Origin of the sequence: Vitreoscilla filiformis, assembly GCF_002222655.1 — a bacterium.
Classification (GTDB): domain Bacteria; phylum Pseudomonadota; class Gammaproteobacteria; order Burkholderiales; family Burkholderiaceae_C; genus Ideonella; species Ideonella filiformis.
Window position 1 is genome coordinate 2,415,643 of record NZ_CP022423.1, and the last position, 23,619, is coordinate 2,439,261.

The 23,619-nt window shown below is 63.8% G+C and carries 26 protein-coding genes and 1 tRNA gene; 18 read left to right on the plus strand and 9 right to left on the minus strand.

Annotated features, from left to right (window positions below; translation table 11 throughout):
- A complete protein-coding gene (gene murB / locus VITFI_RS11400) occupies positions 1–1,017 on the plus strand; it encodes a UDP-N-acetylmuramate dehydrogenase (RefSeq protein WP_089418120.1) in 1,017 nt (338 codons plus the stop codon).
- Here the strand turns inward: murB and VITFI_RS11405 are convergent.
- Complete coding sequence (locus VITFI_RS11405; RefSeq protein WP_089417061.1) at positions 969–3,338, minus strand: ATP-binding protein; 2,370 nt, start codon at positions 3,336–3,338, stop codon at positions 969–971. The genes murB and VITFI_RS11405 overlap by 49 nt on opposite strands.
- A complete protein-coding gene (locus VITFI_RS11410) occupies positions 3,335–3,892 on the minus strand; it encodes a hypothetical protein (RefSeq protein WP_198301440.1) in 558 nt (185 codons plus the stop codon). Before VITFI_RS11410 ends, VITFI_RS11405 begins: the two co-directional genes overlap by 4 nt.
- A gap of 318 nt (positions 3,893–4,210) precedes the next feature.
- On the opposite strand from VITFI_RS11410, the gene VITFI_RS11415 reads away from it, so the two are divergent.
- The 3 genes from VITFI_RS11415 (at position 4,211) to def (ending at position 6,015) form a co-directional block, all read left to right on the plus strand.
- Positions 4,211–4,621, plus strand: a complete 411-nt coding sequence (locus tag VITFI_RS11415; protein ID WP_157725663.1) for a peptidase inhibitor family I36 protein — start codon at positions 4,211–4,213, stop codon at positions 4,619–4,621.
- Between the two features lie 108 nt (positions 4,622–4,729).
- Positions 4,730–5,437 carry a hypothetical protein gene (locus tag VITFI_RS11420; protein WP_157725664.1) on the plus strand — a complete coding sequence of 236 codons (708 nt, stop codon included), beginning with the start codon at positions 4,730–4,732 and terminating at the stop codon, positions 5,435–5,437.
- A gap of 35 nt (positions 5,438–5,472) precedes the next feature.
- Positions 5,473–6,015 carry a peptide deformylase gene (gene def / locus VITFI_RS11425; protein WP_089417065.1) on the plus strand — a complete coding sequence of 181 codons (543 nt, stop codon included), beginning with the start codon at positions 5,473–5,475 and terminating at the stop codon, positions 6,013–6,015.
- Here def and VITFI_RS11430 read toward each other — a convergent pair.
- On the minus strand, positions 6,004–6,669 hold the full coding sequence (locus VITFI_RS11430) for an arylesterase (protein ID WP_232476591.1): 666 nt from the start codon (positions 6,667–6,669) through the stop codon (positions 6,004–6,006). The two genes, def and VITFI_RS11430, sit on opposite strands and share 12 nt — an antisense overlap.
- A gap of 12 nt (positions 6,670–6,681) precedes the next feature.
- On the opposite strand from VITFI_RS11430, the gene VITFI_RS11435 reads away from it, so the two are divergent.
- Complete coding sequence (locus tag VITFI_RS11435) at positions 6,682–7,356, plus strand: ABC transporter ATP-binding protein (RefSeq protein WP_089417066.1); 675 nt, start codon at positions 6,682–6,684, stop codon at positions 7,354–7,356.
- An 87-nt stretch (positions 7,357–7,443) separates the two neighbouring features.
- Here VITFI_RS11435 and VITFI_RS11440 read toward each other — a convergent pair whose 3' ends face one another.
- The 5 genes from VITFI_RS11440 to VITFI_RS11460 are packed head-to-tail and all read right to left on the minus strand — an operon-like array spanning position 7,444 to position 11,207.
- Positions 7,444–8,244, minus strand: coding sequence for a peptidylprolyl isomerase (locus VITFI_RS11440; protein WP_089417067.1), 801 nt, complete (start codon positions 8,242–8,244; stop codon positions 7,444–7,446).
- A 44-nt stretch (positions 8,245–8,288) separates the two neighbouring features.
- Positions 8,289–8,579 carry a BolA family protein gene (locus tag VITFI_RS11445; RefSeq protein ID WP_089417068.1) on the minus strand — a complete coding sequence of 97 codons (291 nt, stop codon included), beginning with the start codon at positions 8,577–8,579 and terminating at the stop codon, positions 8,289–8,291.
- 29 nt (positions 8,580–8,608) lie between these two features.
- Positions 8,609–9,250 (minus strand): septation protein A, encoded by a 642-nt coding sequence (locus VITFI_RS11450; RefSeq protein ID WP_089417069.1) that lies wholly within the window; start codon positions 9,248–9,250, stop codon positions 8,609–8,611.
- Positions 9,247–9,684, minus strand: a complete 438-nt coding sequence (gene msrB / locus VITFI_RS11455) for a peptide-methionine (R)-S-oxide reductase MsrB (RefSeq protein WP_089417070.1) — start codon at positions 9,682–9,684, stop codon at positions 9,247–9,249. The genes VITFI_RS11450 and msrB overlap by 4 nt, the downstream gene beginning before the upstream one ends.
- Before the next feature lie 20 nt (positions 9,685–9,704).
- Complete coding sequence (locus tag VITFI_RS11460; RefSeq protein WP_089417071.1) at positions 9,705–11,207, minus strand: protein adenylyltransferase SelO; 1,503 nt, start codon at positions 11,205–11,207, stop codon at positions 9,705–9,707.
- 65 nt (positions 11,208–11,272) lie between these two features.
- On the opposite strand from VITFI_RS11460, the gene VITFI_RS11465 reads away from it, so the two are divergent.
- From VITFI_RS11465 to VITFI_RS11505, 9 genes are all read left to right on the plus strand, one after another.
- Entirely contained in the window at positions 11,273–12,283 is a 1,011-nt protein-coding gene (locus tag VITFI_RS11465) for a branched-chain amino acid ABC transporter permease (protein WP_089417072.1), read from the plus strand.
- Positions 12,276–13,376: a branched-chain amino acid ABC transporter permease gene (locus VITFI_RS11470; protein ID WP_089417073.1), complete on the plus strand. Its 1,101-nt coding sequence runs from the start codon at positions 12,276–12,278 to the stop codon at positions 13,374–13,376. The genes VITFI_RS11465 and VITFI_RS11470 overlap by 8 nt, the downstream gene beginning before the upstream one ends.
- A complete protein-coding gene (locus VITFI_RS11475) occupies positions 13,373–14,116 on the plus strand; it encodes an ABC transporter ATP-binding protein (RefSeq protein WP_089417074.1) in 744 nt (247 codons plus the stop codon). The genes VITFI_RS11470 and VITFI_RS11475 overlap by 4 nt, the downstream gene beginning before the upstream one ends.
- Entirely contained in the window at positions 14,117–14,860 is a 744-nt protein-coding gene (locus VITFI_RS11480) for an ABC transporter ATP-binding protein (RefSeq protein WP_089417075.1), read from the plus strand.
- 19 nt (positions 14,861–14,879) lie between these two features.
- Positions 14,880–15,374 carry a PaaI family thioesterase gene (locus VITFI_RS11485; protein ID WP_089417076.1) on the plus strand — a complete coding sequence of 165 codons (495 nt, stop codon included), beginning with the start codon at positions 14,880–14,882 and terminating at the stop codon, positions 15,372–15,374.
- Positions 15,371–15,859, plus strand: a complete 489-nt coding sequence (locus tag VITFI_RS11490; protein WP_198301441.1) for a GNAT family N-acetyltransferase — start codon at positions 15,371–15,373, stop codon at positions 15,857–15,859. The genes VITFI_RS11485 and VITFI_RS11490 overlap by 4 nt, the downstream gene beginning before the upstream one ends.
- A gap of 58 nt (positions 15,860–15,917) precedes the next feature.
- Positions 15,918–16,006 (plus strand) — tRNA-Leu (locus tag VITFI_RS11495).
- 15 nt (positions 16,007–16,021) lie between these two features.
- Positions 16,022–17,476: a hypothetical protein gene (locus VITFI_RS11500; RefSeq protein ID WP_198301442.1), complete on the plus strand. Its 1,455-nt coding sequence runs from the start codon at positions 16,022–16,024 to the stop codon at positions 17,474–17,476.
- Positions 17,477–17,492: 16 nt separating this feature from the next.
- A complete protein-coding gene (locus tag VITFI_RS11505; protein ID WP_089417078.1) occupies positions 17,493–18,476 on the plus strand; it encodes an AAA family ATPase in 984 nt (327 codons plus the stop codon).
- A 77-nt stretch (positions 18,477–18,553) separates the two neighbouring features.
- On the opposite strand, the gene VITFI_RS17975 is transcribed toward VITFI_RS11505, so the two are convergent.
- Positions 18,554–18,958, minus strand: a complete 405-nt coding sequence (locus tag VITFI_RS17975) for a hypothetical protein (protein ID WP_157725665.1) — start codon at positions 18,956–18,958, stop codon at positions 18,554–18,556.
- A 51-nt stretch (positions 18,959–19,009) separates the two neighbouring features.
- Between VITFI_RS17975 and VITFI_RS11510 the strand changes: the two genes are divergently transcribed.
- The 4 genes from VITFI_RS11510 to VITFI_RS11530 all read left to right on the plus strand — a co-directional run bounded on the left by VITFI_RS11510 (position 19,010) and on the right by VITFI_RS11530 (position 23,544).
- Positions 19,010–21,325 carry a formylglycine-generating enzyme family protein gene (locus VITFI_RS11510; RefSeq protein WP_232476711.1) on the plus strand — a complete coding sequence of 772 codons (2,316 nt, stop codon included), beginning with the start codon at positions 19,010–19,012 and terminating at the stop codon, positions 21,323–21,325.
- A 446-nt stretch (positions 21,326–21,771) separates the two neighbouring features.
- Positions 21,772–22,650, plus strand: a complete 879-nt coding sequence (locus VITFI_RS11520) for a formylglycine-generating enzyme family protein (protein ID WP_089417080.1) — start codon at positions 21,772–21,774, stop codon at positions 22,648–22,650.
- Between the two features lie 250 nt (positions 22,651–22,900).
- Positions 22,901–23,191 (plus strand): nucleotidyltransferase family protein, encoded by a 291-nt coding sequence (locus VITFI_RS11525; RefSeq protein ID WP_089417081.1) that lies wholly within the window; start codon positions 22,901–22,903, stop codon positions 23,189–23,191.
- Positions 23,188–23,544 (plus strand): HepT-like ribonuclease domain-containing protein, encoded by a 357-nt coding sequence (locus VITFI_RS11530; RefSeq protein ID WP_089417082.1) that lies wholly within the window; start codon positions 23,188–23,190, stop codon positions 23,542–23,544. The genes VITFI_RS11525 and VITFI_RS11530 overlap by 4 nt, the downstream gene beginning before the upstream one ends.
- The last annotated feature ends 75 nt before the right edge of the window (positions 23,545–23,619 follow it).

The following is a 23,619-nucleotide window of genomic DNA, read 5'->3' on the forward strand; positions in this document are numbered from 1 at the left end:
ATGCAGATCGAACCCGACGTTAGCCTCAAATCCCTCAACACCTTTGGCCTGCCCGCTGTGGCGGGCCGCTTGGTGCGCATCACTTCGGACGCGGACGTGCGTCGCGTCGTGGATCACCCCGACCTGGGCCGAGCCCCCAAATTCGTGCTGGGCGGCGGCAGCAACGTCATCTTCACCCGGGACATGCCCGAGCTGGTGCTCAAAGTCGAAGTCATGGGCCAGCGTTTGGTGGAGGAACGCGCCGATGCGTGGATCGTTGAAATCGGCGCGGGCGAACGCTGGCACGACGCGGTCGCGTGGACGCTCGACCAAGGCTGGCCTGGCCTGGAAAACATGGCCCTGATCCCCGGCACGGTGGGCGCCGCGCCCGTGCAAAACATCGGCGCTTACGGGCTGGAACTGCAAGACCGGTTCGAGTCCCTGGACACGGTGGATTTGCTCACCGGTCGCACCGTGACACTCGACGCTTGGCAGTGTCGCTTCGGCTACCGGGACAGCATTTTCAAAGGCGCCCTGGCCGGCAAGAGTGTGATCACCCGCGTGCGACTGCGCTTGCCCAAGCCCTGGCAACCCATCCTGGGCTACCTCGATTTGGAACGCAAAATGGCCGAAACCGGCTGCACCACGCCCGATGCACGCACCATTTTTGAGTGGGTGTGCCAAATCCGCCGCGCCAAGTTGCCCGACCCGGCGCACATCGGCAACGTGGGCAGTTTCTTTAAAAACCCGGTGGTCACACCCGAACAGTGCCGGGACATCATCGCCCGCGATCCCCACGTCGTGCATTACCCGATGGAGGATGGCCACTTCAAACTCGCCGCCGGTTGGCTCATCGACGCCTGCGGCTGGAAGGGCAAAACCATCGGGCACGCCGGCGTTTACGAAAAGCAGGCCCTGGTGCTGGTGAACCGGGGCGGCGCCATCGGCTCCGAAGTGCAGACGCTGGCCCGCGCCATCCAAGAAAGCGTTTACGGGCGCTTTGGCATCCGGCTGGAGCCCGAACCGGTCGTTGTTTGAGCGGATGGGGCGGGCATCGTGGCGGCAGTGAAACCCAGCAGGCGGCAGCACGCCTGGGTTTCCTGCCAAGTGTGTTGCAGTTGGGCGATGGCCTCGACATCACACTGCGGGGGCGTGGCGCGGCTTTGCTGTTCGATGTGCCGGGCCTGCTCGGCCACCGCCTTCAGCCCGAGCAGGGTTGCACCGCCTTTGAGCTGGTGCGCAGCTTGGGTGAGTTGGGCCGCATCTTGCGCTTGGCCTGCGGCCACCAAACGCCCCAAGGTGCCGGACTGATCGGCCAAAAATTGCCCCAATAAACCTTGCAGCTTGGCATGGGTGAACACCTGGCAAGCACTGGCCAGCGCATCCAAATGGATCAGCCGAGCCACGCCTCCGGCATTCGCTGGGGCTGGAGCTGGCGCAGGGGACGGCGCTGACAAGCCAGCGGCCATGGGCGCCCCCGGGGCCACATCAGCCCGATGGGCACCAAACCAGCGCCCCAGCAGCACCCGCACGGCTGCCGCGTCAAACGGCTTGACCAGCACATCGTTCATCCCCGCTTGCAGCGCGTTGGCACGGGCCACCTCGTAGGCGTCGGCGGTCACGGCGATCACCGGAATGTGTGCCAAAGCGTCTGGACGCAGCCTCAGGCGCCGCGTGGTGGCCAAACCATCGAGCACCGGCATGTGCATGTCTATCAACACGACATCCGCCCAGTGCTCATTCAGCGTGTCCAGCGCCTGGGCACCGTCATTGACCTGCCGCACACGGTGGCCGAGCTGACCCAGCAGCGTACTGAGGTACAAGCGGCTGCTGGGGTCGTCCTCAACCACCAAAATGTCCAGCGGCCCGTCTGCTGACGGCGATACATCCGGCGGAGGCGCACAGGGAACACCTGCCGATGGCGGCGCCTCGCTGCTCGCTGCCGGCGCCTCACTCAAGGGCAACGGCAACACCACTGTGAAGCAACTACCTTGGCCTGGGTGGCTCGACACCGAAATATCCCCCCCCATCATGCGCGCCAGGGTGCGGGAAATCTCCAAACCCAGACCCGTCCCGCCATAGCGCCGGGCAATGCCCGCGTCGCCTTGGCTGAAGCGCTGGAACAGCCGGTCGAGGGTGGCCCCGTCCATGCCGATGCCGGTGTCCTTCACCACGAACGCCACGCCCTGCGCTCCTCCTTCTACGCGCAGGCTCACCTCCCCTTGCGGCGTGAACTTGATGGCGTTGGACAACAAGTTGAACAGCACTTGGCGCAAGCGCGTGTCGTCCGCTTGCACCCAGGTGGGCACCTGGGGGCCACGCTCCACCCGCAATGTCAAGCCGCGAGTTCGCGCAGCGGCTTGCATCACCGAACCCACGTCGGCCAGCAACCGCCCCAGATCGACCGGCCCCACACACAACGTCAAGCGCCCTGATTCGAGGCGGGACATGTCCAGGATGTCGTTGAGCAACGCCAGTAAATGCTGCGTCGCATCCTGGGCGGTTTGCAGGTAGCACCGACGCTGGTCTTCTGGCGGTTGGGTACTGAGCAGATCCAGCATGCCCAGCATGCCGTGCAAAGGCGTGCGCAGTTCGTGGCTCATGGTGGCCAGGAACACACTTTTGGCTTGGTTGGCGCCATCGGCAGCGGCGCGGGCTTGTTCGAGTCGGGCGGTCAAGGCTTCCAGCTCTTGGCCTCGGCGGCGGATGAGTTGAGCGTCGTAGCGCAACATCAGGGCCAAAGAGAGGGTCAGCAGACCGAACACGATGGTGGTCACCAAGCCCATTTTGTTGAGCTGGGACACGGCACGAATGCGCTCATCCTCACGTTCAGAAGCACTGACGGAGGCGGCCACACTCAGCTCACGCAGGGTCGGCAACCACACCTCCAGCAAGGCTTGCAGGGCTGCCAGCTCCATCCCGGAAGGACGACCCGCTGGCGTCACCTCACCGGCAAGACGCACTGCATCGGCCAAGTGAGACCACGCATACAGCGCTTCTCGGGTGGCTTCATAACGGAGATGCTGCGGCACCGCCAGCTCTTGGCGCTCCGGGCCAATCAAGCTGAGTCGGCTGACAAAAATGTCGTGCCGAACCATCCAGCGGGCCGTCACCGACGGCTCATCGGGCGCCAGTTGAGCGTCTTGCAAGGCTGCGATCACACGCAATGCCTCAAACTCAACTTCGGAAAACGACCACCCCCGGGCGTGATCCACCAAGGCGATGGAGCGCTCTAACAATTTGACTTGGCGAAACTGCACCCCCATCACCACCAACAACGCCAAGAACAGCGCCAAACTCAAGCCCCGAAGCAACCAACGATGCCAAGGCGAGCCAGGCTCAGCCGGAAAAAGAATCATGAAATTTCAAGACGACACAACTGCCAAACCGATCGGTTGAAATACTGCTGGCGGCGCAGCTCGTTGCGTTCGTCGAAAGGGTAGATGATGAAGAGCGGCCCACGCTCGCGCACGGGCATCGGGCGGCCATCTTGTAACAGCGCCACGATCACATTCCATTCGTCGGCGTCGCTGGCGGGCAGGTCTACGACATAGTCGTTCAGCCCGATGGCGCGCAAAACTTGGCCTTGCGCTTGCACCTTGTCCAACACCGTGCGCAACAACGGGCCCGAGAATTGCGGACTGCCAGCATGCCAAGGAGTGCGGGTGCGAAACTGGTGTTGAGGCAGGGCCGAGAGCATGTCAAGGGTGAAGCCAAACCCTTGAGGGCTGTTGCTGACCTTGATCTTGCCTGAGATGTTGAGCACCGGCTCGCCGAGCGCCGCACGCGCCTGTCCCAGCCACGGCCAAGCTGCTGCGGCAAGAATGCATTGGCGGCGCGAGACGGAGGAAAGCATGGGCGGACGTTGAGCCGTTATGAGGTGCTGGGCAGAGTCGGGCAGTTTGAGCATCATGGCTATCCCTATAGCGTGATTGCATGCCCCGACCCCCTAATTCGTCACTTGCGCCGTGTGTTGGCACAAGTCGCGGTGAACACGGAATCAACAGGCTGTGCATGTGATGTGGAACGGCCAATCTATCGCAGCTTGCTGCGCCCTATTTGTAACCATTTCCATTCGGCAGTGACAGAGAGTAATTCGATGCAACGGACATCCTTCATTTTTCTAGGGGTGGCGGTGGCCAGTTTGACAGGCTGCACCGCTGTGGAAGGTTTAAGTGGTCGCATTTCTGAACAAATGCGAGCCGCCGAACAAAATCGGCAGCAAGCGCAAATGGAAACGGCCCGTAAACGGTGCCTAGACTATGGCTATGAACCCGGCAATGAAACTTTTGCTGCCTGTGTGCAAAAGGAATTTACCGACCTATCGACCCCACGGTCGGCAGTGACCGTGGGCAGCGTGAACATCGGCGGCAGTGCGGTCACAGGCTCAGTGGGCTGCACACTGTACGAACACGTTAACTATGGCGGAGGGGCGTACCGGTTACGCCCAAACAGTGTGGTCAATGCGCTGCCGGGTTTCAATGACCGGGCTTCGTCTGCGCGGGTGTCCGGCAGTTGCACGCTGGAGTTGTACGAACACGATGACCACCGGGGCGAGCGCCGCATCTTGCGCCAAGACACCTCGGAGTTCGGCCACGGGTGGAATGATCGCGTTTCCTCGGCCAAATGTTGGTGCCGATGAGGGGATTGGGGGGCCTCTGACCGGTGTCAAACCTGATGCTAGGGGGCTGCCGCCACAATGCCCGCCAGATGAGCCCCCTCATTCCGATCTTTTTTACCCGGTGCATCCATGGGCGCAACCCCTGAACCTAAAATCATGTGCCTGCGCGGCCTGCGCAACATCGACCACGCCACGATTCGGGTATTTCTTCGACTTTTGAATTCCAGTGGCCGCGCTCACTACACCTGGAACGCCCAGATTTGCGACGAAGCGTCCGACACGCCACCAGATTTGCTGATTTTTTCTCTGCCCGAACACGACACACTGGCCCTGCCTCCCGTGCAAGCACCGGTGATCGTGCTCAAACACCCGCAGCAGACGCCCCCCCATTGGCCTCACCATGCAGTGGCCCGCCCGTTACAAATGGAGGAATTCACCGAGGTTTTGCTGGAAATTGAATCTTTATTGGCGACATCTTCCCAGCAGCCCGTATTTTCTCAGCATTCTCCCGTGAATTACCACGACACCCACCTGCAATACAAATTGGCCGCTTGGCCCAGCAGCAGCGTCTTGATGCAAAACCCGCAGTTTTCACGCTTGGCTGCTTTTTTACGTTCCCGGTTTTTGGGGTTCAATGAATTGATGCGCCTGAGCCGATGTGACGACAGCACCGCTGTCCTCTTTCTGAGCACGTTGCATGACTTACATTTGTTGCAAATACAGCGACAAAACACCCTTGGGCCGGCGTCGCCCGCCGTTTTAGCCACCCCGGCGGCGCGCGTGTTGGGCATCATTGAGCGCCTGCGCCACAAAATGGGCTTGGAGAAAATGTCCTGAGTGCATCTCGCATCGCTGTTTCCAATGGAGTCACCATGGCCGTCCGCCCTGTGCTGAAAATGGGGAACCCACTGCTGCTGCAAGTGGCGCGTCCCGTTGAAACCTTTGACACCCCCGCGCTGGCGCAACTGCTCCAGGATATGTTTGACACCATGGCCGCCGAAGGCGGTGTCGGCTTGGCCGCGCCCCAAATTGGGGAAGCGTGGCAAGTCGTCGTGTTCGAAGTGACGCGCAGCGAACGTTACCCCGAAGCGCCCCCCGTGCCACGTACCGTGCTCATCAACCCACACATCGAACCCCTGCCCGAACCCGATGGCACCTGTGTGCAAACGCCGGGCTGGGAAGGTTGCCTGTCCGTGCCGGGATTGCGCGGCGAGGTGCCACGCTGGCAACGCATCCGCTACAGCGGTTGGGATGCCCAAGGGCAGCGCATCGAACGCGAAGCCGAGGGCTTCCACGCCCGTGTGGTGCAGCACGAATGCGACCATCTGCTGGGCCGGCTCTACCCCACCCGCATGACCGATTTGACGCGCCTGGGTTTCACCAGCGAGCTGTTTCCCGAGCTGTCAGCGCAGTAGCGGCTGCACCACGGGCCAGACGTTGTCCAACAGCAGCGGCTGCGCCTGCGCGTTGGGGTGGATGCGATCGGCTTGGAACAGCGCCAGCGGGTCGGGTGCGTCGGCCACGCCACGCAAGAAAAAGGGCACCAAAGCCACGCGCTCGCTGCGCGCCAGCGTCTCAAACAGGGTGCGGAACTCCTCGGCGTAGCGCTTGCCGTAGTTGGGTGGCACCTGCATGCCCAACAGCACCGCCTTGGCCCCTGCGGTTTGGGTGCTTTGTAGCATGTGGCGCAGGTTGTCTTGGGTGCTGCTCAAGGGCAAGCCTCGCAACGCATCGTTACCCCCCAATTCGAGCAGCACGAGTTTCGGTTGATGCTGCCGCAGCAGGGCTTCGAAACGGCTGCGCCCCCCGGACGTGGTCTCACCGCTGATGCTGGCATTCACCACCCGCCACGGCGGCTGCCGTCCCTGCAACCGCTGCTGCAACAGCGCCACCCAGCCGCTGCCACGCGCCAACCCATACTCGGCGGAGAGACTGTCCCCCACCACCAGCAGTGTGCGGGTTTGTGCCGGCTGGGCCTGGGCTTGTCCGAACAGGGCGCTAAAGTGCCAGCCACCGAGGGCCCACAGGCCCTGCACGATGCGTCGGCGTCGTTGCTTGTTTTCACTCACTGTGCTTGCCTCATGACTTCACCCCTTATCGCGGTTCAAGGGCTGACCAAACAGGTCAGCGACGCCACTGGAATGCTGACGATTCTGCATGACATCAGTTTCACCCTGGCGCCTCAGGAGTCGGCGGCGATTGTCGGCGCGTCGGGTTCGGGCAAAAGCACGTTGCTGTCCCTGCTGGCGGGGCTGGATGTGCCCAGCGCAGGCAGCGTTCACATCGGTGGGGTGGATTTGTTCGCTTTGGATGAGGACGAACGCGCCGCCGTGCGCGCTCGTCACCTCGGTTTTGTGTTCCAGAGTTTTCAATTGCTGGCCAACCGCACCGCCCTGGAAAACGTGATGCTGCCCCTGGAATTGGCCGGTGCCCGCGATGCACGCACCCAAGCCCGCGAGATGCTGGAACGGGTCGGTTTGGGGCAGCGTTTGCAGCACTATCCGCGTTTGCTGTCCGGTGGCGAGCAACAGCGCGTTGGTTTGGCCCGGGCGTTTGTGATGCGTCCGCAAGTGCTGCTGGCCGATGAGCCGACGGGCAGTTTGGATTTCGCCACCGGTGAAAAAATCATGCAACTGATGCTCGACCTGAACCGCGAGGCCGGCACCACCTTGGTGATGGTGACGCACGACCGCAGCTTGGCAGCACGCTGCCACCGCCAGTTGCACATTGAAGCAGGGCACCTGCTGCCCGCCTGAATGAAGCCGGAATGAAAAAAGCCAGCACGGTGGCTGGCTTGGGTGCGGCAACCGCTCCCTCTGGGGGAGCGAGAACGGCGGATGGGTTTATTCCATCGCGCTGAACTTGTAGTCCGTCTTGGCGGCTTTGCGCAGGTCTTCTTGGTACTGCTGGAGCTTCTTTTGCCCCATGCGCTGCAACAGTTGGCCCTTGACGTCGTCAAACCCCGGGAATTGGGTTTCGCGCTGGTCTTCCAGCAAGATGACGTGGAAGCCGAATTGGGTCTTGACGGGCTCCAGCGTGTACTCGCCCTTCTTCAGTGCGGCCATGGCCTTACCGAACTCAGGCACGTAGGCTTCGGGCTTGGCAAAGTCCAGATCGCCGCCGTTTTCAGCCGAGCCCGGATCCTTGGAATTGGCCTTGGCCAGGTCTTCAAACTTGGCACCGGCCTTCAGGTCGGCGATCAGCTTGCGGGCGGTGTCTTCGCTTTCGACCAGGATGTGGCGAGCGCGGTACTCGGTGCCGGACGAAGCTGCCTTGATGCGATCGTATTCAGCCCGGGCGTCCGCTTCGTTGACGCTGTTCTTCTTTTGGAAGTCTTCGAACAGCGCACGGATCAACACGGTCTGGCGCATCAGTTCCAACTCGGCCTTGTAAGCGGCGGTGGCGGGGATGCCACGGCGCTCAGCCTCCTGGGCAAAAATCTCGCGCAGCACGACTTCGTCACGCGCACGCGATTCCATTTCAGCGGAGACGGGCTGACCCGCACGGGACGCTTGTTGCAGCAGCGGCTCCAAGCGGGACTTGGGCACGGGCTTGCCGTTGACAATGGCCACGTTCTGGGCCTGGGCAGCCAGCGGCAGGATGATGGCCGCAGCGGCCAGCAGGACGGTGGACTTCAGCTTCATGCAGAGGATCTTTCTAGGGCACTCGGTCTGGGCCGATCAGTGTGTCAGGCTTCACCCGGGGCGCGGGCATCAATCACCAGGGCGTGGATGCCCGGCCCGCCACCCTGGGGCAGCAAATGGCGCAGGGCATGATACACGAGGCGATGTCGGGCCACCCGGCCCAATCCGGCAAAGCGTTCGCTGGTGATTTGCAGCGAAAAATGGCTGCCATCACCCGCGCCAGCGTGACCGGCGTGGGCGGCGCTGTCGTCGCGCACGGTGAGTTCGAGGGGGGCCAGTTCGGCCCGCAAAGCGGCTTCAATGGCCGCCACGGTGGCAGGGGGCATCGTGGTCATGGGCAAGAGAGGCTGGGGGACGATGGGCGTCAGGGTTTGGGGGCGCCGGCGTCGTCTTCGGGCGGCAGGTGGCGGTGGATGTAAAAACCTTGGCCGACCATGAACACCGCCATCAGTGCGGTGATGCCAAACACTTTGAAGTTCACCCAAGTGGAGGTGTCCACGCTGTAGGCGACGGCGATGTTGAGCACCGCCATGGTGGCGAAAAACAGCACCCAGGCGCGGTTGAGCGTGGCCCACACGGCATCCGGCAAGGCCAGTTGATCGCCAATCATGGCGCGGATCAGGTTCTTTCCAGCCAACCACGGGCTCAGGCCCAGCACCAGGGCAAAGGCGGCATACAGGCCGGTGGGTTTCCACTTGATGAAGGTGTCACTGTGCAGCCAGACGGTGAGCCCGCCCAACACCACCACCATCACCAAGCTGATCCACAGCATCAGATCGACTTTCTGGCGCCGCACTTTCAAGTACAGCACTTGCAGCAGCGTGGCCGCGATCACCACCAGGGTGGAGAGCAGCACCGGCGCCTCTGCCAACCCCACTTGGCCCCCGGACACCAAAAACCCAAAGTGCTCCGAGGCGAAGGCAGCAGCGGCCTCTTTGTTGCCGTCCGCATAACGGAAGGTGGCGAAAAAGAGGATCAGGGGCAGAAAGTCGAGCAGCAGTTTCATGGGGTGGGTGGTGCGTCGGCAATGGGCGCGAAGTGTATCGCCGCTGAATTGATGCAAAACCGTTCACCCGTGGGGGCCGGGCCATCGTCAAAAACGTGGCCGAGGTGCGAACCGCAGGCGGCGCAGCGCACTTCCACCCGCGTCATGCCGTGGGAACGGTCGATCACCCGCTCAATGCGCCCGTCTTCAATGGCCGCCCAGTAGCTGGGCCAACCGCAGCCGGCGTCGAACTTGGTTTCAGAGTCGAACAGCGCCGTGCCGCAGCCGACGCAGGTGTAACGCCCCGACGCCCAATGGTTCCAAAACGAACCGGTGAACGCCCGCTCGGTGGCGGCTTGACGGGCCACGGCGTATTGCACCGGGGTCAGCTCGGCGCGCCATTGGGCGTCGGATTTTTGGATGGGGTATTGAGGATCGTTGTGCGGGTGGCTCATGGTGAGGCTCCTTGCCAAGTTCAGGATGAGCACGACACCTGCAACTGCCCCGCCCAATCCGGCGGGAAACCGGCCAGGGCGTCGTGCTCGGGTTGTTCGTCGAACGGGCGCTGCAAAACTTTCAGCAAACGCTGCACCGCGCTGACATCCCCGGCTTCAGCAGCCACGATGGCTTCTTCCGCCAAATGGTTGCGCAGCACGTATTTCGGGTTGACGCCAGCCATGCGCGCCTGGCGCTCGGCATCGACGCTGCCTTCGGCGCACAGCCGGGCGGCGTAACGCTGCGCCCAGGCGTCGAAGGCTTCAGGGCGCAGGAACAGATCGCGCACCCGGTCGTTGCGAGCGTCGGGGGCGGTGCTGAATTCGCCCAGGCGGCGCAGGGTGATGGTGTGGTCGGCGCGGTCTTGCGTCATCAGGGTAAGCAGCTCACGCACCAAGGTGCGATCTTCCGCTTGATGGGTGCGCAGACCGAGTTTGGCTTGCCACAGTGCGCGGGTGCGGGCTTCGAAGGTGGGCGAGAACGTGTCCAGCTCGGCGCGGATGCGTTCGACCTCGGCGGGCTCCCCCTCACCGGAACCGACCAGCGGCACCAGCGCCTGCGCCAAGGCGTACAGGTTCCACCACGCGATGTGCGGCTGGTGGGCGTAGGCGTAGCGACCGGAGGTGTCGCTGTGGTTGCAGATGTGTTCGGGGTCGTGGGCGTCGAGAAACCCGAAGGGGCCGTAATCGAGGGTCAGGCCGAGCACGCTCATGTTGTCGGTGTTCATCACGCCATGACAGAAGCCTACGGCCTGCCACTGCGCCAGCAAGTCAGCCGTGCGTTGCGTGACCTCGCGCAGAAAGGCCAGCGCGGGCGCGTCGCTGTCGCGGCAAGCGGGGAAATGGTGGGTCAGGGTGAACTCGAACAACTGGCGCAGGGCAGCATGTTGGCCGGAGTGGGCGAAATGCTCGAAATGCCCAAACCGCAAAAACGACGGTGCCACCCGCGCCACGACAGCCGCCGTTTCCACCCGCTCGCGCCGCACGGGTTCGGGCGAGCCGATCAGGCACAGCGCCCGCGTGGTGGGGATGCCCAAAGCGTGCATGGCCTCGGAACACAAAAATTCGCGGATGGAGGAGCGCAGCACGGCGCGCCCATCGCCCATGCGGGAGTAAGGCGTGCGCCCGGCGCCTTTGAGCTGGATTTCCTGCGGGCCGTGCGGCGTGTCCACCTCGCCCAGCAGCAGGGCGCGGCCATCGCCCAAACGCCCCGCCCATTGGCCGAACTGGTGGCCGCTGTAGACGCTGGCCAACGGGCGCATGCCCGGCCACGTCGTGTGGCCGCTGAAGACGGCCAGCGCGTCGGGCGTGGCCCAGGTGTCGGCGGGCCAGCCCAGCAGGGTGGCGCAGGCGTCACTGGTGGCGACCCAGTGCGGATTCGGCAGCGCCTGCGCCGGCAACTCGGTGAAAAACGCCAGGCCCAAGGTGGCGAAGCGGTTGCACCACGCCTCAGCAGGGGGTGGGAAGGGGCGGGAGGTGGTCATGGGCGGCAGTGTAGGCAGGCGACTCCAGCCCGGTCAGGCTGAGGGGATTGGGGACAATCCCCCCCGTGGATGCCCTTTTCATCACCCTGTTCAACACCCTGAGTGCCGGCGCGCTGCTGTTCATGCTGAGCGCCGGGCTCACGCTCATCTTCAGCATGTTGGGCGTGCTCAACTTCGCCCATGCCAGTTTTTACATGCTGGGGGCGTATGTGGGCTGGTGGCTCTCTGGTTGGTGGGGCTTCGGGGTGGCGTTGGTGGTAGCACCTTTGTTGGTGGGCGCTCTGGGGGCCGTGTGTGAGCGAGGGCTGCTGCGCCGGGTGCATGCGTCCGGCCACGTCGCGGAACTGCTGGCCACCTTCGGTTTGGCGCAGGTGCTGGATGAAACCGTGCAACTCCTCTGGGGCCGCTCACCGCAAACCTTCACCCCGCCCGCTTGGCTGCAAGGCCCGGCGTTCACCTTGGTGACGTCCGACGCCGCCACCACGCCCTGGCGCGGCTACTGGGGCGCCGCCCCTGCGGCCACCTGCGGCAACGACAGCGCCTGGCCTTGGGGCAGCGACGCCACCGCCTTGCCGGACGCTGCCAGCGTCGCCGTTCAATGCTTGCAGTTTCCGCTCACCCGGGCGTTCATCATGGGCGTGGCGCTGCTCATGCTCGGCGGGTTGGCCTGGCTGCTGCTGCGCACCCGCTTGGGGCTGGTGGTGCAAGCCGCCCTCACCCATCCGGCGATGGTGCAAGCGCTGGGGCACGACGTGCCCACGGTGTTCACCGGTGTGTTCGGCGTCGGCTGCGGGCTGGCAGCTCTGGCCGGCGTGGTCGGCGGCATGACCTTCGTCACCGAACCGGCCATGAGCCACAGCATGGGGCCGCTGTTGTTCGTTGTGGTCGTGGTGGGCGGGTTGGGTTCGTTGAGTGGCGCACTGCTGGCCTCGCTGCTGATCGGCGCCTTGCAAACCTTGCCGCTGACCCTCGGCCACCCGCTGCTGGCCCAAGCTGCACCAGTGCTGCCCTACGCCCTGTTGGTGTTGACGCTGGCGCTGCGCCCACAGGGGTTGATGGGGCGGACGCATGGGTGAACGTCGCGGGCACATTGTGCTGTGGGGGCTGTACGGGCTGGCCTGGTGCCTGGCGCCGTGGCTGCTGACCGCCAGTTACGCCCAGGTGTTGGCGAGCCAGATCGGCATCGCCATCCTGTCCTGCCTGGCCTACAACCTGTTGCTGGGCCAAGGCGGGATGCTGAGTTTCGGCCACGCCATCTACGGCGGCGCAGGCGCTTATGCGGTGATCGACGCGCTGCAAACCCTCCAAGCCCACCCACCCACAGGCGCGGCGGCAACTTGGATCGTGGCGGCGCTGCCACTGTGGGGCGCGCTGGCTGGCGCAGGGCTCGCCGCAGGGCTCGGGGCGCTGTGTGCGCGCCACAGCGGCACGGCCTTCGGCATGATCACCCTGGGTTTGGGTGAACTGGTGGCCGCCGTGGCGCAGATGGCGCCGCAGGTGTTCGGCGGCGAGGCCGGGCGCTCGGCCAACCGGGTGCTGAACGCCAGCGCTTGGCACTTCGGCCCCTCGTCCCATTTGTTGATGCTGGTGGCGGGCTACACCCTGGCCGGCACCGCCGCGCTGTGGGCGCTGACGCGCACCCCCTTCGGCCTGCTGCTGGGCGCCGTGCGCGACGAGCCCGAGCGCCTCGCCTTCCTCGGTCACAGCCCGGCATGGGTGCGGTGGCAGGCGCTGGTGCTGTCCGGGGCGGTGTCCGGGTTGGCGGGGGGCTTGGCGGCCCTGCTGTTCGAGCGCGTCTCGCCCGACGTGTTCAGCGGGGCGCGCTCGGCGGCGTTGCTGCTGTTTGTGTTCGTCGGCGGCAGTGCCCATTTCGTGGGGCCGATGTGGGGCGCCGTGTGGATGGTGCTGTCGCTCACCGCTCTGGCTTCGCTCACGCCCGCTTGGCCGTTGTACCTGGGGCTGGTCTTTCTGTGGATGGTGTGGCGAGCCCCCCAAGGGTGGGCCGGCTTGCTGTCCGACGCCCACGCTGCCCTGCGCACCGGCTGGGTGCCCGGTCAGCGGCTGCGCAGCATGGGGCGGGGGCTGGGGCAAATTGGGCGAGGGCTGGCGGTCGCTGGTGCGGTGGTGTGGGCGGTGGAAGCGCTGTATCGGCGCCAGTTCGGCGCATGAGTGCGGCGGCGTTGCAACTCGTCGGGGTGGCGCAGCGGTTTGGCGCCACCGAGGTGCTGCGCGGGGTCGATCTGGCGCTGCGCCCCGGGGAGCGCGTGGCGCTCATCGGCCCGAATGGCGCAGGCAAATCAACGTTGTTTGATGTGCTCTCTGGCCGCCGCCCGCCGAGTGCAGGCGACGTGTGGCTGCACGGCGAGCGCGTCACCGGGCTGGGGCCGCAGGCCTTGCATCGGCGTGGGCTGGCGCGCAGTTTTCAGGTGAGCCGCCTGTTTGGCCGCTTGAGCGTGGCGGACAACCTGCGCTGCGCCGCCCTGCACGCCGCCGGCATCGGGCCGAACGTGTGGCAGCGCCTGCGCCGCCTGACGGGCGTGAATGCCCGGGTCGCAGTGATGCTGGCCGAATTGGGCCTGGACGCCCAACGCGACCGCCCCGCCCACGCCCTGAGCTACGCCGAACAGCGCCGGCTGGAACTCGGCCTGGTGCTGGTGAGCGACGCCCGCGTGCTGCTGCTGGACGAACCCACCGCCGGCATGAGCCGCAGCGAAACCGCCCACACCGTGGCACTGCTGCGCCGCCTCAGCGCGGGGCGCACGCTGTTGATGGTGGAACACGACATGTCGGTGGTGTTCGATCTGGCGGATCGCGTGGCGGTGCTGGATCAAGGGCGCATCCTGGCGTTCGACACGCCCGCAGCGGTGCGGGCCGATCCGGCGGTGCGCCGGGCGTATCTGGGGCAATGAATGACGCAGGCCGTACCCTCCCCCGGTTTGACGCTGTGCGATCTGCACGCCGGTTACGGCGGCGCGACGGTGCTGCACGGCGTGAGCGGCCATCTGGCGCCAGGCGAAATCGTGAGCCTGCTGGGGCGCAACGGTGCCGGGCGCTCGACCTTGTTGCGGGCCATCATGGGGCTGCTGCCACTGTCTGCCGGCCAAGTGGTGTGGCATGACGGGCGCACGGCCCACGCGCTGCACGGCCAGCCGGCGTTTCGCATCGCCCGCTGTGGCATCGGGTACGTGCCGGAGAGCCGCGATGTCTTCCCCCGTCTGAGCGTGCGGCACAACCTGCTGTTGGGCGAACCCGTTGGGCGCCGGGCGCGGCCACCGGAGCGCTGGCCGTTGGAGCACCTGTTGAGCCGGTTTCCCGTGCTGGCACAGCGGCTGGACACGCCCGCCGGGGTGCTTTCCGGCGGTGAGCAGCAGATGCTGGCGCTGGCGCGGGCCTTGCGCGGCGATCCGGACGTGTTGTTGGTCGATGAACCCACCGAAGGGCTGGCGCCGCGCCTGGTGGATGAGGTCGGGGCGTTGCTGCGCGAACTGCCGCGCCAGGGTGTCACCGTGCTGCTGGTGGAGCAAAAGCTGACGCTGGCGCTGGAGGTGGCGCACCGCTGCTGGGTGATGGGACGGGGGCGCATCGTGTTCGAGGGCACCCCGGAGGCGCTGCGGCGCGATGCCGCCGTGCAAGCGGAGTGGCTGGCGGTGTGAATGCGCCATCATGTGCGCCATGAACACGCCGTTTTCCTCCCCCTTGGAATGGCCGGACGATGAGGCCCCGCGCCTGCCGTTGCCGGCCCACATTCCGTTTCTCGATCACCTGGGTTTGACGCTGCACGCCTGCACGGACGGGCGCGCCGAGGTGCGTTTAACCTTGCAGCCCGAGCACCTCAACTCTTACAGCGTGGCCCATGGCGGTGTGGTGATGACGCTGCTGGATGTGGGCATGGCGCTGGCCGCCCGCAGCCACGATCTGCACGGCCCGGGGGTGGTGACCATCGAGATGAAATCCAGCTTCATGCGCCCGAGCGAAGGCCCGGTGTTGCGCAGCCGGGGCCGGGTGCTGCACCGCAGCGCCACGATGGCGTTTTGCGAAGCGGCGATTCTCAACAGCCGGGGCACGCTGTGTGCGCACGCCACGGGGACGTTCAAATACCTGCGGGCTTTGCCGGGGCAAGGGCGGCAGGTCAAAGCCTTTCAGCGGGCGCAGGAGGTGGACGCATGAGCACGCCCATGACGCCGGTGGTGTGGCAGTGGGGCGATTTCGAATCGTTGAGCCGCCGCGATGTGTACGACGCGCTGCAACTGCGCGCCCGGGTCTTCATCCTCGAACAGGGGCCTTATTTGGATGTGGATGGGCTGGATCTGCCGGCGTATCACCTGCTGGGTCGCTTGGCCGCGCCGAGCCATGGACTGGCGGCGGGTGAGTTGGTGGTGTACCTGCGCGCCCTGCCGCCGGGGTTGAAATACGCCGAACCGGCGCTGGGGCGGGTGGTGTGCCACGCGGCGGTGCGGGGCACGGGGCTGGGGCGGGCGTTGGTGGCCGAGGGGCTGCGCGGCTGTGAGCGGGTGTGGCCTGGGCGGGGCAATCGCATCAGTGCGCAGGCGCATCTGGAGCGCTTTTATGGCGCGTTTGGCTACCGCCGAGCGGGTGAGGTCTACTTGGAGGACGACATCCCGCACTTGGAGATGCTGCGCACGGGCTTGTGAGCGCTGGGCGTGCTTAACCCCCGATCGGGGTGGCATAATGCGCCCCGCTCTCTCCCCTGCCTGGGTGGTGAAATTGGTAGACACAGCGGACTTAAAATCCGCCGGCCCTAAAAGGCTGTACGGGTTCGATTCCCGTCCTAGGCACCAAGTCAGCGAAGCACGATGCTTCACAACGTATCAAGCCCCTCAGCAAATCAAGCGCTTAGGGGCTTTTTTGTTGTCATGTTGGTGCAGGTGTGGGCGGTGAAGAACACCGAATTCGGGGAACAAAACGGGGAACGACCCCAGCCCGAGTCGCGCCTCGCCCTCGTGGGAACCTGTGCTTTGCCACCATCAAAAGCCAGTGGAAGGCGTATGGACGCTCACCAGTTTCTTCGTGATCAGGCCGATAAAACGCTCACGCTTCTCAGCAATTCACCCGAGTTGTGGGCGGTCTTGAAGACGGATTCTTTTTTTGCTTCACAAAAATCAGCGATCTTTTCAGAAGCTACGCTGGTGGAGTGGGTGCGTGATGCACCGCTGGATGGGGTAGCCATCAGAAAGCTATTCTTAGCGATTCGCCGCAGCTTGAAAAAGGCTAAAACAGTTGCGGAAAAACGCAAGGCTGCTGAGGCCGCCGCTGTCGGTTTGTATGCTTTGGCTGCTTGTCGGCTGGTGCTGGTGAGTCAGAGTGCCACGAGCACCAAGGTGCTGGATATCAATACGCCCGTCTCTTTCTTGTGTGCCGTTTTGGCTGTGAGCCTGTTTGGCGGTACGCTGGATTTACGTGGCGTGGATGAGCATGGCTGCCCGATGCATTCGGGCGTTTTTTATGTCCGGCTGGCGCCAGATGGTGATTGGAGCGGCTTTGACATCGAGCGGGCCGCGTACTGCGCGATCTTCAAGAGTTCGGCTGCTGCCATGGATGTTTCCGAAGTTTCTGCGCCGTTGAGTAAGCAGGAATCAGCGGATTTGTGCGCCCGGTTGGAAACGCTGCGGGACGTGGATCAAATTGGGGTTGCGCTGGTTGTGGTGAATCCGTTCGAGGCGCTCAACCCGGAAGACTTTGCAGACAAGGCCGATGTGCCGATTTTCAAAATGTCAAAAGGCGTGGATCAGGCGCTTTTTGGTATGGCTCATGAAGATTTGGTGGCAGGGTTGCGTGAGTTCTGGTCTGAGTTACAGACAGCGCAACCTTCCGAACTTCCACAAACTCAAGCCAGCCACGCTGGCGCACAGGAGAGAACCATGGGAAATCAAATTCACGTCACCGTTCATGGCGGCACAGTGGCCGTTGCTCTGGCCGAAAACGCCATGGCCCAAGCCGGCAACAACAACACCATGCACAAAACCCATCAGCAGGGCGCGCAGTGGGATCAGTTGTTGGCCAACCTACAAGGCCTGAAAGTGGTGGCAGGCGACATGCCCGCCAGTAAAGTAGCCGACAAACTGAATGCCCGCATCGATGAAGCCCTTGTTCTGACAAATGAAGCTCAGACCCAACCCGAGAAAAAAGGCCTGCTGAAAACAGCCATTGAAAGCATCCAAGACTTGGCGGAGTTGGCAGAAGGCGGTGAAAAGCTCGCAGTCCCCATCGCCGGTTTGATCGCGCTCGTGGCCCCGCTGCTAGGCGCTTGAACACGAAAGGCTCGTTGTGCGTCACAACCCTTTTCCTGCCCTTCGTCCCGCTGCCACGCAGACGTTGCCAGGCAACGATCACTTCGAACCCTCCCACCACTTGTGGGGCCGTGAGGAAATAGACGCCCTGACGCTGGCCTTTGCCGCCCGGCGCCCCCTGCTGGTGCGAGGTGAGGCGGGCGTGGGCAAAAGCCAGATCGCCCGTGCGGCGGCAGCGGTGATGTACGCGGGCCCGCCCTTGGTGGAAGTGATCCACCCGCGTTTTGAGGCGCTGGAGTTGCTCTACCGCTTCGACGCGGTGGCGCGGCTGTCGGATGCGCAGGTGAAGGATGCCAACGGCCAATCCCTGCTGGATGCCACCAACGCTCGCTATGTGGGGCCTGGGGGACTCTGGCGAGCCTTTGCGCTGGGTCGGCAAAGCAAGAAGCCGCAGGTGCTGTTGATCGATGAGATCGACAAAGCCGATGCCGATCTGCCCAACGCGTTGCTGGACGTGCTGGGCAACCGCAGCTTCAGCGTGCCGCATCTCAAGAACGCGCAACAGGTTGTGCATCGTGTGCAGGCACAGCCTGAGCACATGCCGCTCATCGTCATCACCACCAACGAAGAGCGCGAACTGCCTGCCGCGTTTGTGCGCCGCTGCGTGGTGCTCAACCTGGCACCGCCGGAAGATGAAGCCGGTTTTGCCCAATGGCTGTGCCAGCGCGCCCGGGTTCACCCAAATCTGGCCGAGTTGGATGACACCGTGTTGCGCACCGCTGCCGCCCAGGTGTGGAAAGACCGCTGCGAGGCCGACGGCGCCGGGTTCCCCAAAGTCGGGCTGGCGGAGTACATCGATTTGCTGGTGGCGCTGCACGAGCTGACGGCGGCTTCGCCACGTGGGGAGCGCACCGCGCAGCAACTGCACTGGCTCCAGCGCCTCAGCGCCTACGCGCTGGTGAAAAACGCCAAGCAGGATCAGGCGCGTGCGCCGGTTGAGCCGCTCGCAGCCACCCCATGAAACCCCTGCGCGCCCAGGTCGCCCGGGCGGATTTGCTGCGGGCACTCGCACTGGATGACACACGCCAGCACCTCACGCTAAGTGCGGGGGAACAGCACTGGTTCGGATACCAACGGGTTCAGGCTGAACAGCGGTTGGACTTGGCTGTGGAGATGGCCTTGCCAGAGGCCAAGCCGTCGCCCGTTCCTCCTGCACGCCCCGAAACGCCTACCGAGGCGCAGCACGCCAGCCTGCGCATGGAACACGCTTGGCTGGTGAAAACGCAGCCCATCGAAGCCCCGACGCAGCGTGATGAAACGACACCCGCGTTGGCGCCACTGGATGAAGCAGCCACCACCGCGCAAGCCAGCCAGCCGCAAGGCCAGCGCGAAGACCTCTTGCCCTGGGCGCGGTTGATGCCGGTGCTGCGGCGGCATTTGTCGCAGTCCCGCTTGGGCGGGGTGGATGTGACGATGCTGCTGCGCCACTTGGCCGAACAGCACAGCTTGCGCCGTTTACCGCGTGTGCAGCGCAGCCGCTGGAACCCCGACTTGGTGGTGGTGCTGGATTTTCGCGACGCACTGTGGCCCTACCGGCGCGACATGCACCGGCTCTGCCAGCGCTTGCTGAGTGAGGTGGGGCGCACGGGTTTGTCGCTGCGGGTGATGGCACACGGCCCGGCGGGAGGCTGGACGGATTGGCTCGAAGAGCAAGCCTGCCGCCCGCGTATGCCGCAGGTGCTGGATTGGGTGCCACCCGCCCCAGGCAGTTGTGTGTTGTTGGTGAGTGATTTCGGTTGGTTCGGCGCGCCAGCCGATGGGCCGCCCAGCCCGCTGACGCAGCGTTGGTTGCGCTGGGTGGCGCAACAGCAAAAAGCCCAGGTGACGGTGCTGGGGTTGGCGCCGCTGGGGGCCGATCAACTGCGGCCCGAGGTGTGTCGCCGCTTGCCGGTGCTGCGCTGGAGCCCGGACGGGCGTTTGCACCCCGAGCGTGCCGCCTCCCCACCGTCTGCCGAGCCTGCCGGGCTGGCGCCGTTGTTGGCGATGGTGGCGGTGACGCGCCGGGTCGATCCCCCCTTGATGCGTGCCCTGCGGCGGCTCAACCCGGTGACGCCTTTGCATGCAGGTTTGGAAGGGGCGGCGTGGAACCATCCGCACACCCAAGGCGGGCGGGTGTGTACCTTGCGGCCGCAGCATCAGGTGGGGTATTTGGCGCGTTTTCGCTTGTTGCCCAAGCACTTGCATGCGCAGCAAGACGCGCTGCGCCGCCAGCATCACGCCCACTTGCGCGCCCTGCTGGTGCAGGAGGAAAACCTGCTGCATGCCGTGCAGGTGCGTTTGGCGCGGGGCGGAAGGCAACCGCCGGGTGAGGTGGAGCAAACGGCGTTGCGTTTCTTCCAGCACTTGGTGCTCACGGTGCAGCAGGCCGATGCGGCAACGCTGCGCAACTGGTTGCCTGCCGTGCAGGCGTACCTCAATGAGTTGGATGCGCTCACGGCCAGCGTGCATCGCCAGGTGTTTTCTGAGTTGATGGCGGCGGTGGTGCAGCGCCGTGGGCAACCCGCTCAGGCGCTGCCGGGGTGGGTGGATGTCGCGGCGTTTCAGTCGGCCCAAACGGCACCAGGCCGGGCTGTGCAGGGTTATTTAGTGCAAGACCTGAGGCAGCGGCGCTGGCTCATTCAGCCGCAACCGCCTGAGGCGGGGCAGAACGGGCGGGCGCTGGCTCCAGCAACGCAGGTGGTGGTGCGCTGGCAGAGCCAGGCGGGGGAGCAAGTGCGTGCGCTGCGGCTTGGGTCAGCAGTACACGATCTGGCCGGGCTGGATGAGGTGGTGGGCGTGGAGGTCAACGATGGGCGGCAGGTGTTCCAACTCTTGCCTGTTACGCGGCCCCGGGGGATTTTGGGGTGGTCACAAAATAAAGACCTCGCATTAAGCTTGATGTTGCCAGATCTTCGTTTTAAAGAAACTACGATCGCTGATGATTTGCTGCGGCCTCACAATTACTGGCGGGCGATGCTTGCAGGCCAGCGCTCTCAACTGATCATCGATACCATCCATTTCACTTTGCATGAAGGATGTATCTTTCGGATTGGGGGAGATGATTTTGGAAGTTATTTAGATTTGCAGTTTAACTCTCGGCGTGGTAAAAATAAAGTAGTGCAACGTTTCCGCTGGATCGAACCTGGCAGTTTCATGATGGGATCCCCCAAAACCGAGCCGGAGCGTAATAAAAATGAAGGGCCACAACACCGCGTGACGCTGACGCAAGGCTTTTGGCTGGCTGATACGGCCTGCACGCAAGCGCTGTGGCTGGCGGTGGCGGGAGGAGAGAACCCAAGCATATTCAAAGGTAACGAATTGCCGGTAGAGAACGTTAGCTGGGATGACGTGATGAATAAATTCATACCAAAGCTGCAAACATTGCTACCCAAAGGAGCGGAGGCTATATTACCTAGCGAAGCTCAATGGGAATATGCTTGCAGAGCGGGAACGCAGACACCATTCAATTTTGGCAAACAAATTAATCCTGAGTTAGTTAACTACAATGGGAGCCATCCATACAATAACGGCCCCAAAAGTATAGGCCGAAAAAAACCTGTCCCTTCAAAAACATTACCAGCAAACAATTGGGGATTGTTTCAGATGCACGGCAATGTGTGGGAGTGGTGTTTTGACGCTCCGCGCGTATACACTGAAGAAACTCAAACAGACCCACTAGGCCCCATCGGAAATGATAGCCATGCGATACGGGGTGGCTCTTGGTTCTTTTATGCAGGAGATGCCCGATCGGCTTTCCGCTACCCGGATGTTAAGCCCAGAAATATCGGTTTTCGTTTAGCTCTAAGGTTAATACCAAGCCAAGGGGCTTAACCGGGCAGACATACTTGCACGCGGGCTCGTCTGCCCAAGTATCACCCATGAAACCCTCAGACTCTCTCGCTTCGCACCGCGCCGCCATTCGTCGAGTAGTGAAGGCCCATCACGCCTGCAATGCCCGCATTTTCGGTTCCATGGCTCGGGCGAAGACATAGAAGACGGTGACCTAGATGTGTTGATCGACCCCACGCCCGAAACCACCTTGCTGGACGTGCCGGCGCATTTCCGTGTAGTGGTGCTGGTGCAGGCGGTATGAGCTTTGTCTCCCCCTCTCCCCAGCCCTCTCCCACGAGGGGAGAGGGGGCAAAACCGGGTGTTCTGGCGCACAGACCTACGCGCTGCACAAAGCCCCTCTCCCCTTGTGGGAGAGGGGTTGGGGAGAGGGGGGACGCCGCCAAGCCCCTCAGGTCGTTGTTTCCCCCAACTCCGTCTGTTGAACCATGCGCTCTGCTGATCTCTTCCAACCTCACCCCGCCTTCCCGCCCGAAGTCGCCCACCGCGCCCCACCCGCTGGCCACTGGCCACCCGCCTGGGCCGTGGCCTGGGGCGATGACCGGTTCGGCCTGTGGGCGGATTTGGAAGTGGGCCGCGTGGTGCAACGCTTCCGCTGGATCGAGCCCGGCAGTTTCCTGATGGGTTCCCCCAAAACCGAGCCGGAGCGTTCTAGCGACGAAGGCCCACAACACCGGGTAACGCTGACGCAAGGTTTCTGGCTGGCGGACACGGCCTGCACGCAAGCGCTGTGGCTGGCGGTGGTGGGAGGAGAGAACCCGAGCCGCTTCAAGGGAAGCGACGACTTACCGGTAGACAACGTAAGCTGGGACGATGTGATGGAGCAGTTCGTACCCAAGCTGCAAGTGCTTCTGCCCGAAGGCGTGGAAGCAGCATTGCCCAGCGAAGCGCAATGGGAGTATGCGTGCCGAACGGGCACGCATACTCCGTTCAGCTTTGGCAAACAGATCAACCCTGCGCAAGTGAACTACAACGGAAATCAACCGTACAACGACGGCCAGAAGGGTGAATACCGCGAGAAGACAGTGCCAGTGAAAGCGTTGCCTGCAAACAGATGGGGCTTATTCCAGATGCACGGCAACGTGTGGGAGTGGTGCTTGGACGAGCGAAGAACATACACAGACGCTGAAGCGGTGGATCCGCTGGGGGCTGTCGGGGATGGCCCGCGCGCCTTGCGCGGCGGCGCCTGGTTCTACAACGCTCGGCACGCCCGCACGACCTTTCGCTACGTGTACGAACGAGACGGCCGCTGGTTCTACTTCGGCTTTCGTGTAGCCCTGAAGCTCAAGCCCAGCCCAGGGGCGTAGCCCCAAGGCATTGGGGCCGGAGGCCCCGGAGTGCAGAGGCCGGAGGCCTCCAAGGCGGAGCCTGGTGCATTGGGTCGTGGCGGAGCCACGAATCCGGCGCAGGCGGAGCCGAAGCCGGACGGCCGCGAAGCGGCCGCGCAAAAAATGGTGATTGCAGACGTTGTTTGCCAAGCTTGGCATGGGCAAACGCAGCCGAAAATAACCAGCCCATGCACACCCGCACACAGCCTGCACCACCCCAGGAGCACCCATGAAACCCTCAGACCTGCTCGCCCCGCACCGTGCCACCATTCGCCAGGTGGTGCAGGCACACCACGCGTGCAATGCCCGCATCTTTGGCTCTGTGGCGCGGGGTGAAGATGGGGAGGGCAGTGACTTGGATGTGCTCATCGACCCTACGCCCGACACCACCTTGCTGGACATCGGTGCCATTCGCCACGAACTGGTACAGTTGCTGGGGGTGCCGGTGGATGTGCTCACCCCCAATGCCTTGCCCGAGCACTTTCGCGCCGCCGTGCTGGCCCAGGCGCAACCGGTATGAGCGCCCAACCCCAGCGCACCGCCGACTACCTGCAACACATGGCCCAGGCGATAGAGCGCATCCAGCATTACACCCAGGCCATGACGCTGGACGGGTTCCTCAACCAGCCCTTGGTGCAGGATGCCGTGATCCGCAACCTCGAAGTGCTGGGCGAAGCCAGCCACAACATTGAAAAGCACGACCCAGCCTTTGCTGCCGCTCACCCTGAGCTGCCGCTGGCCTTTGCTTACCAGATGCGCAACGCCCTGGCGCATGGGTACTTCAAAGTAGATTTGGAGATCGTCTGGCGCACGGTGCAGCGGGATTTGCCTCGGTTGCTGGCACAGGTGCAGGGAGTGATGGGGCAGGTGTGAACCGTTGCACCACGTCACGCTTACCCTCCGCCCAACGGATGCCACCCGTCTGCGCCATGTGCAAGCCGATGTAAA

What these genes read in the sequence shown, in the direction of transcription:
- VITFI_RS11460 (WP_089417071.1), bottom strand. Translation starts at nt 11,207, where the DNA reads ATGACCACCTCCCGCCCCTTCCCACCCCCTGCTGAGGCGTGGTGCAAC.
- def (WP_089417065.1), top strand. Translation starts at nt 5,473, where the DNA reads ATGGCCGTCCGCCCTGTGCTGAAAATGGGGAACCCACTGCTGCTGCAA.
- VITFI_RS11500 (WP_198301442.1), top strand. Translation starts at nt 16,022, where the DNA reads ATGCTTCACAACGTATCAAGCCCCTCAGCAAATCAAGCGCTTAGGGGC.
- VITFI_RS11415 (WP_157725663.1), top strand. Translation starts at nt 4,211, where the DNA reads ATGGAAACGGCCCGTAAACGGTGCCTAGACTATGGCTATGAACCCGGC.
- VITFI_RS11450 (WP_089417069.1), bottom strand. Translation starts at nt 9,250, where the DNA reads ATGAAACTGCTGCTCGACTTTCTGCCCCTGATCCTCTTTTTCGCCACC.
- msrB (WP_089417070.1), bottom strand. Translation starts at nt 9,684, where the DNA reads ATGAGCCACCCGCACAACGATCCTCAATACCCCATCCAAAAATCCGAC.
- VITFI_RS11435 (WP_089417066.1), top strand. Translation starts at nt 6,682, where the DNA reads ATGACTTCACCCCTTATCGCGGTTCAAGGGCTGACCAAACAGGTCAGC.
- VITFI_RS11470 (WP_089417073.1), top strand. Translation starts at nt 12,276, where the DNA reads ATGGGTGAACGTCGCGGGCACATTGTGCTGTGGGGGCTGTACGGGCTG.
- VITFI_RS11475 (WP_089417074.1), top strand. Translation starts at nt 13,373, where the DNA reads ATGAGTGCGGCGGCGTTGCAACTCGTCGGGGTGGCGCAGCGGTTTGGC.
- VITFI_RS11525 (WP_089417081.1), top strand. Translation starts at nt 22,901, where the DNA reads ATGAAACCCTCAGACCTGCTCGCCCCGCACCGTGCCACCATTCGCCAG.
- VITFI_RS11520 (WP_089417080.1), top strand. Translation starts at nt 21,772, where the DNA reads ATGCGCTCTGCTGATCTCTTCCAACCTCACCCCGCCTTCCCGCCCGAA.
- VITFI_RS11490 (WP_198301441.1), top strand. Translation starts at nt 15,371, where the DNA reads ATGAGCACGCCCATGACGCCGGTGGTGTGGCAGTGGGGCGATTTCGAA.
- VITFI_RS11440 (WP_089417067.1), bottom strand. Translation starts at nt 8,244, where the DNA reads ATGAAGCTGAAGTCCACCGTCCTGCTGGCCGCTGCGGCCATCATCCTG.
- VITFI_RS11420 (WP_157725664.1), top strand. Translation starts at nt 4,730, where the DNA reads ATGGGCGCAACCCCTGAACCTAAAATCATGTGCCTGCGCGGCCTGCGC.
- VITFI_RS11480 (WP_089417075.1), top strand. Translation starts at nt 14,117, where the DNA reads ATGACGCAGGCCGTACCCTCCCCCGGTTTGACGCTGTGCGATCTGCAC.
- VITFI_RS11410 (WP_198301440.1), bottom strand. Translation starts at nt 3,892, where the DNA reads ATGATGCTCAAACTGCCCGACTCTGCCCAGCACCTCATAACGGCTCAA.
- murB (WP_089418120.1), top strand. Translation starts at nt 1, where the DNA reads ATGCAGATCGAACCCGACGTTAGCCTCAAATCCCTCAACACCTTTGGC.
- VITFI_RS11530 (WP_089417082.1), top strand. Translation starts at nt 23,188, where the DNA reads ATGAGCGCCCAACCCCAGCGCACCGCCGACTACCTGCAACACATGGCC.
- VITFI_RS11485 (WP_089417076.1), top strand. Translation starts at nt 14,880, where the DNA reads ATGAACACGCCGTTTTCCTCCCCCTTGGAATGGCCGGACGATGAGGCC.
- VITFI_RS11405 (WP_089417061.1), bottom strand. Translation starts at nt 3,338, where the DNA reads ATGATTCTTTTTCCGGCTGAGCCTGGCTCGCCTTGGCATCGTTGGTTG.
- VITFI_RS11445 (WP_089417068.1), bottom strand. Translation starts at nt 8,579, where the DNA reads ATGACCACGATGCCCCCTGCCACCGTGGCGGCCATTGAAGCCGCTTTG.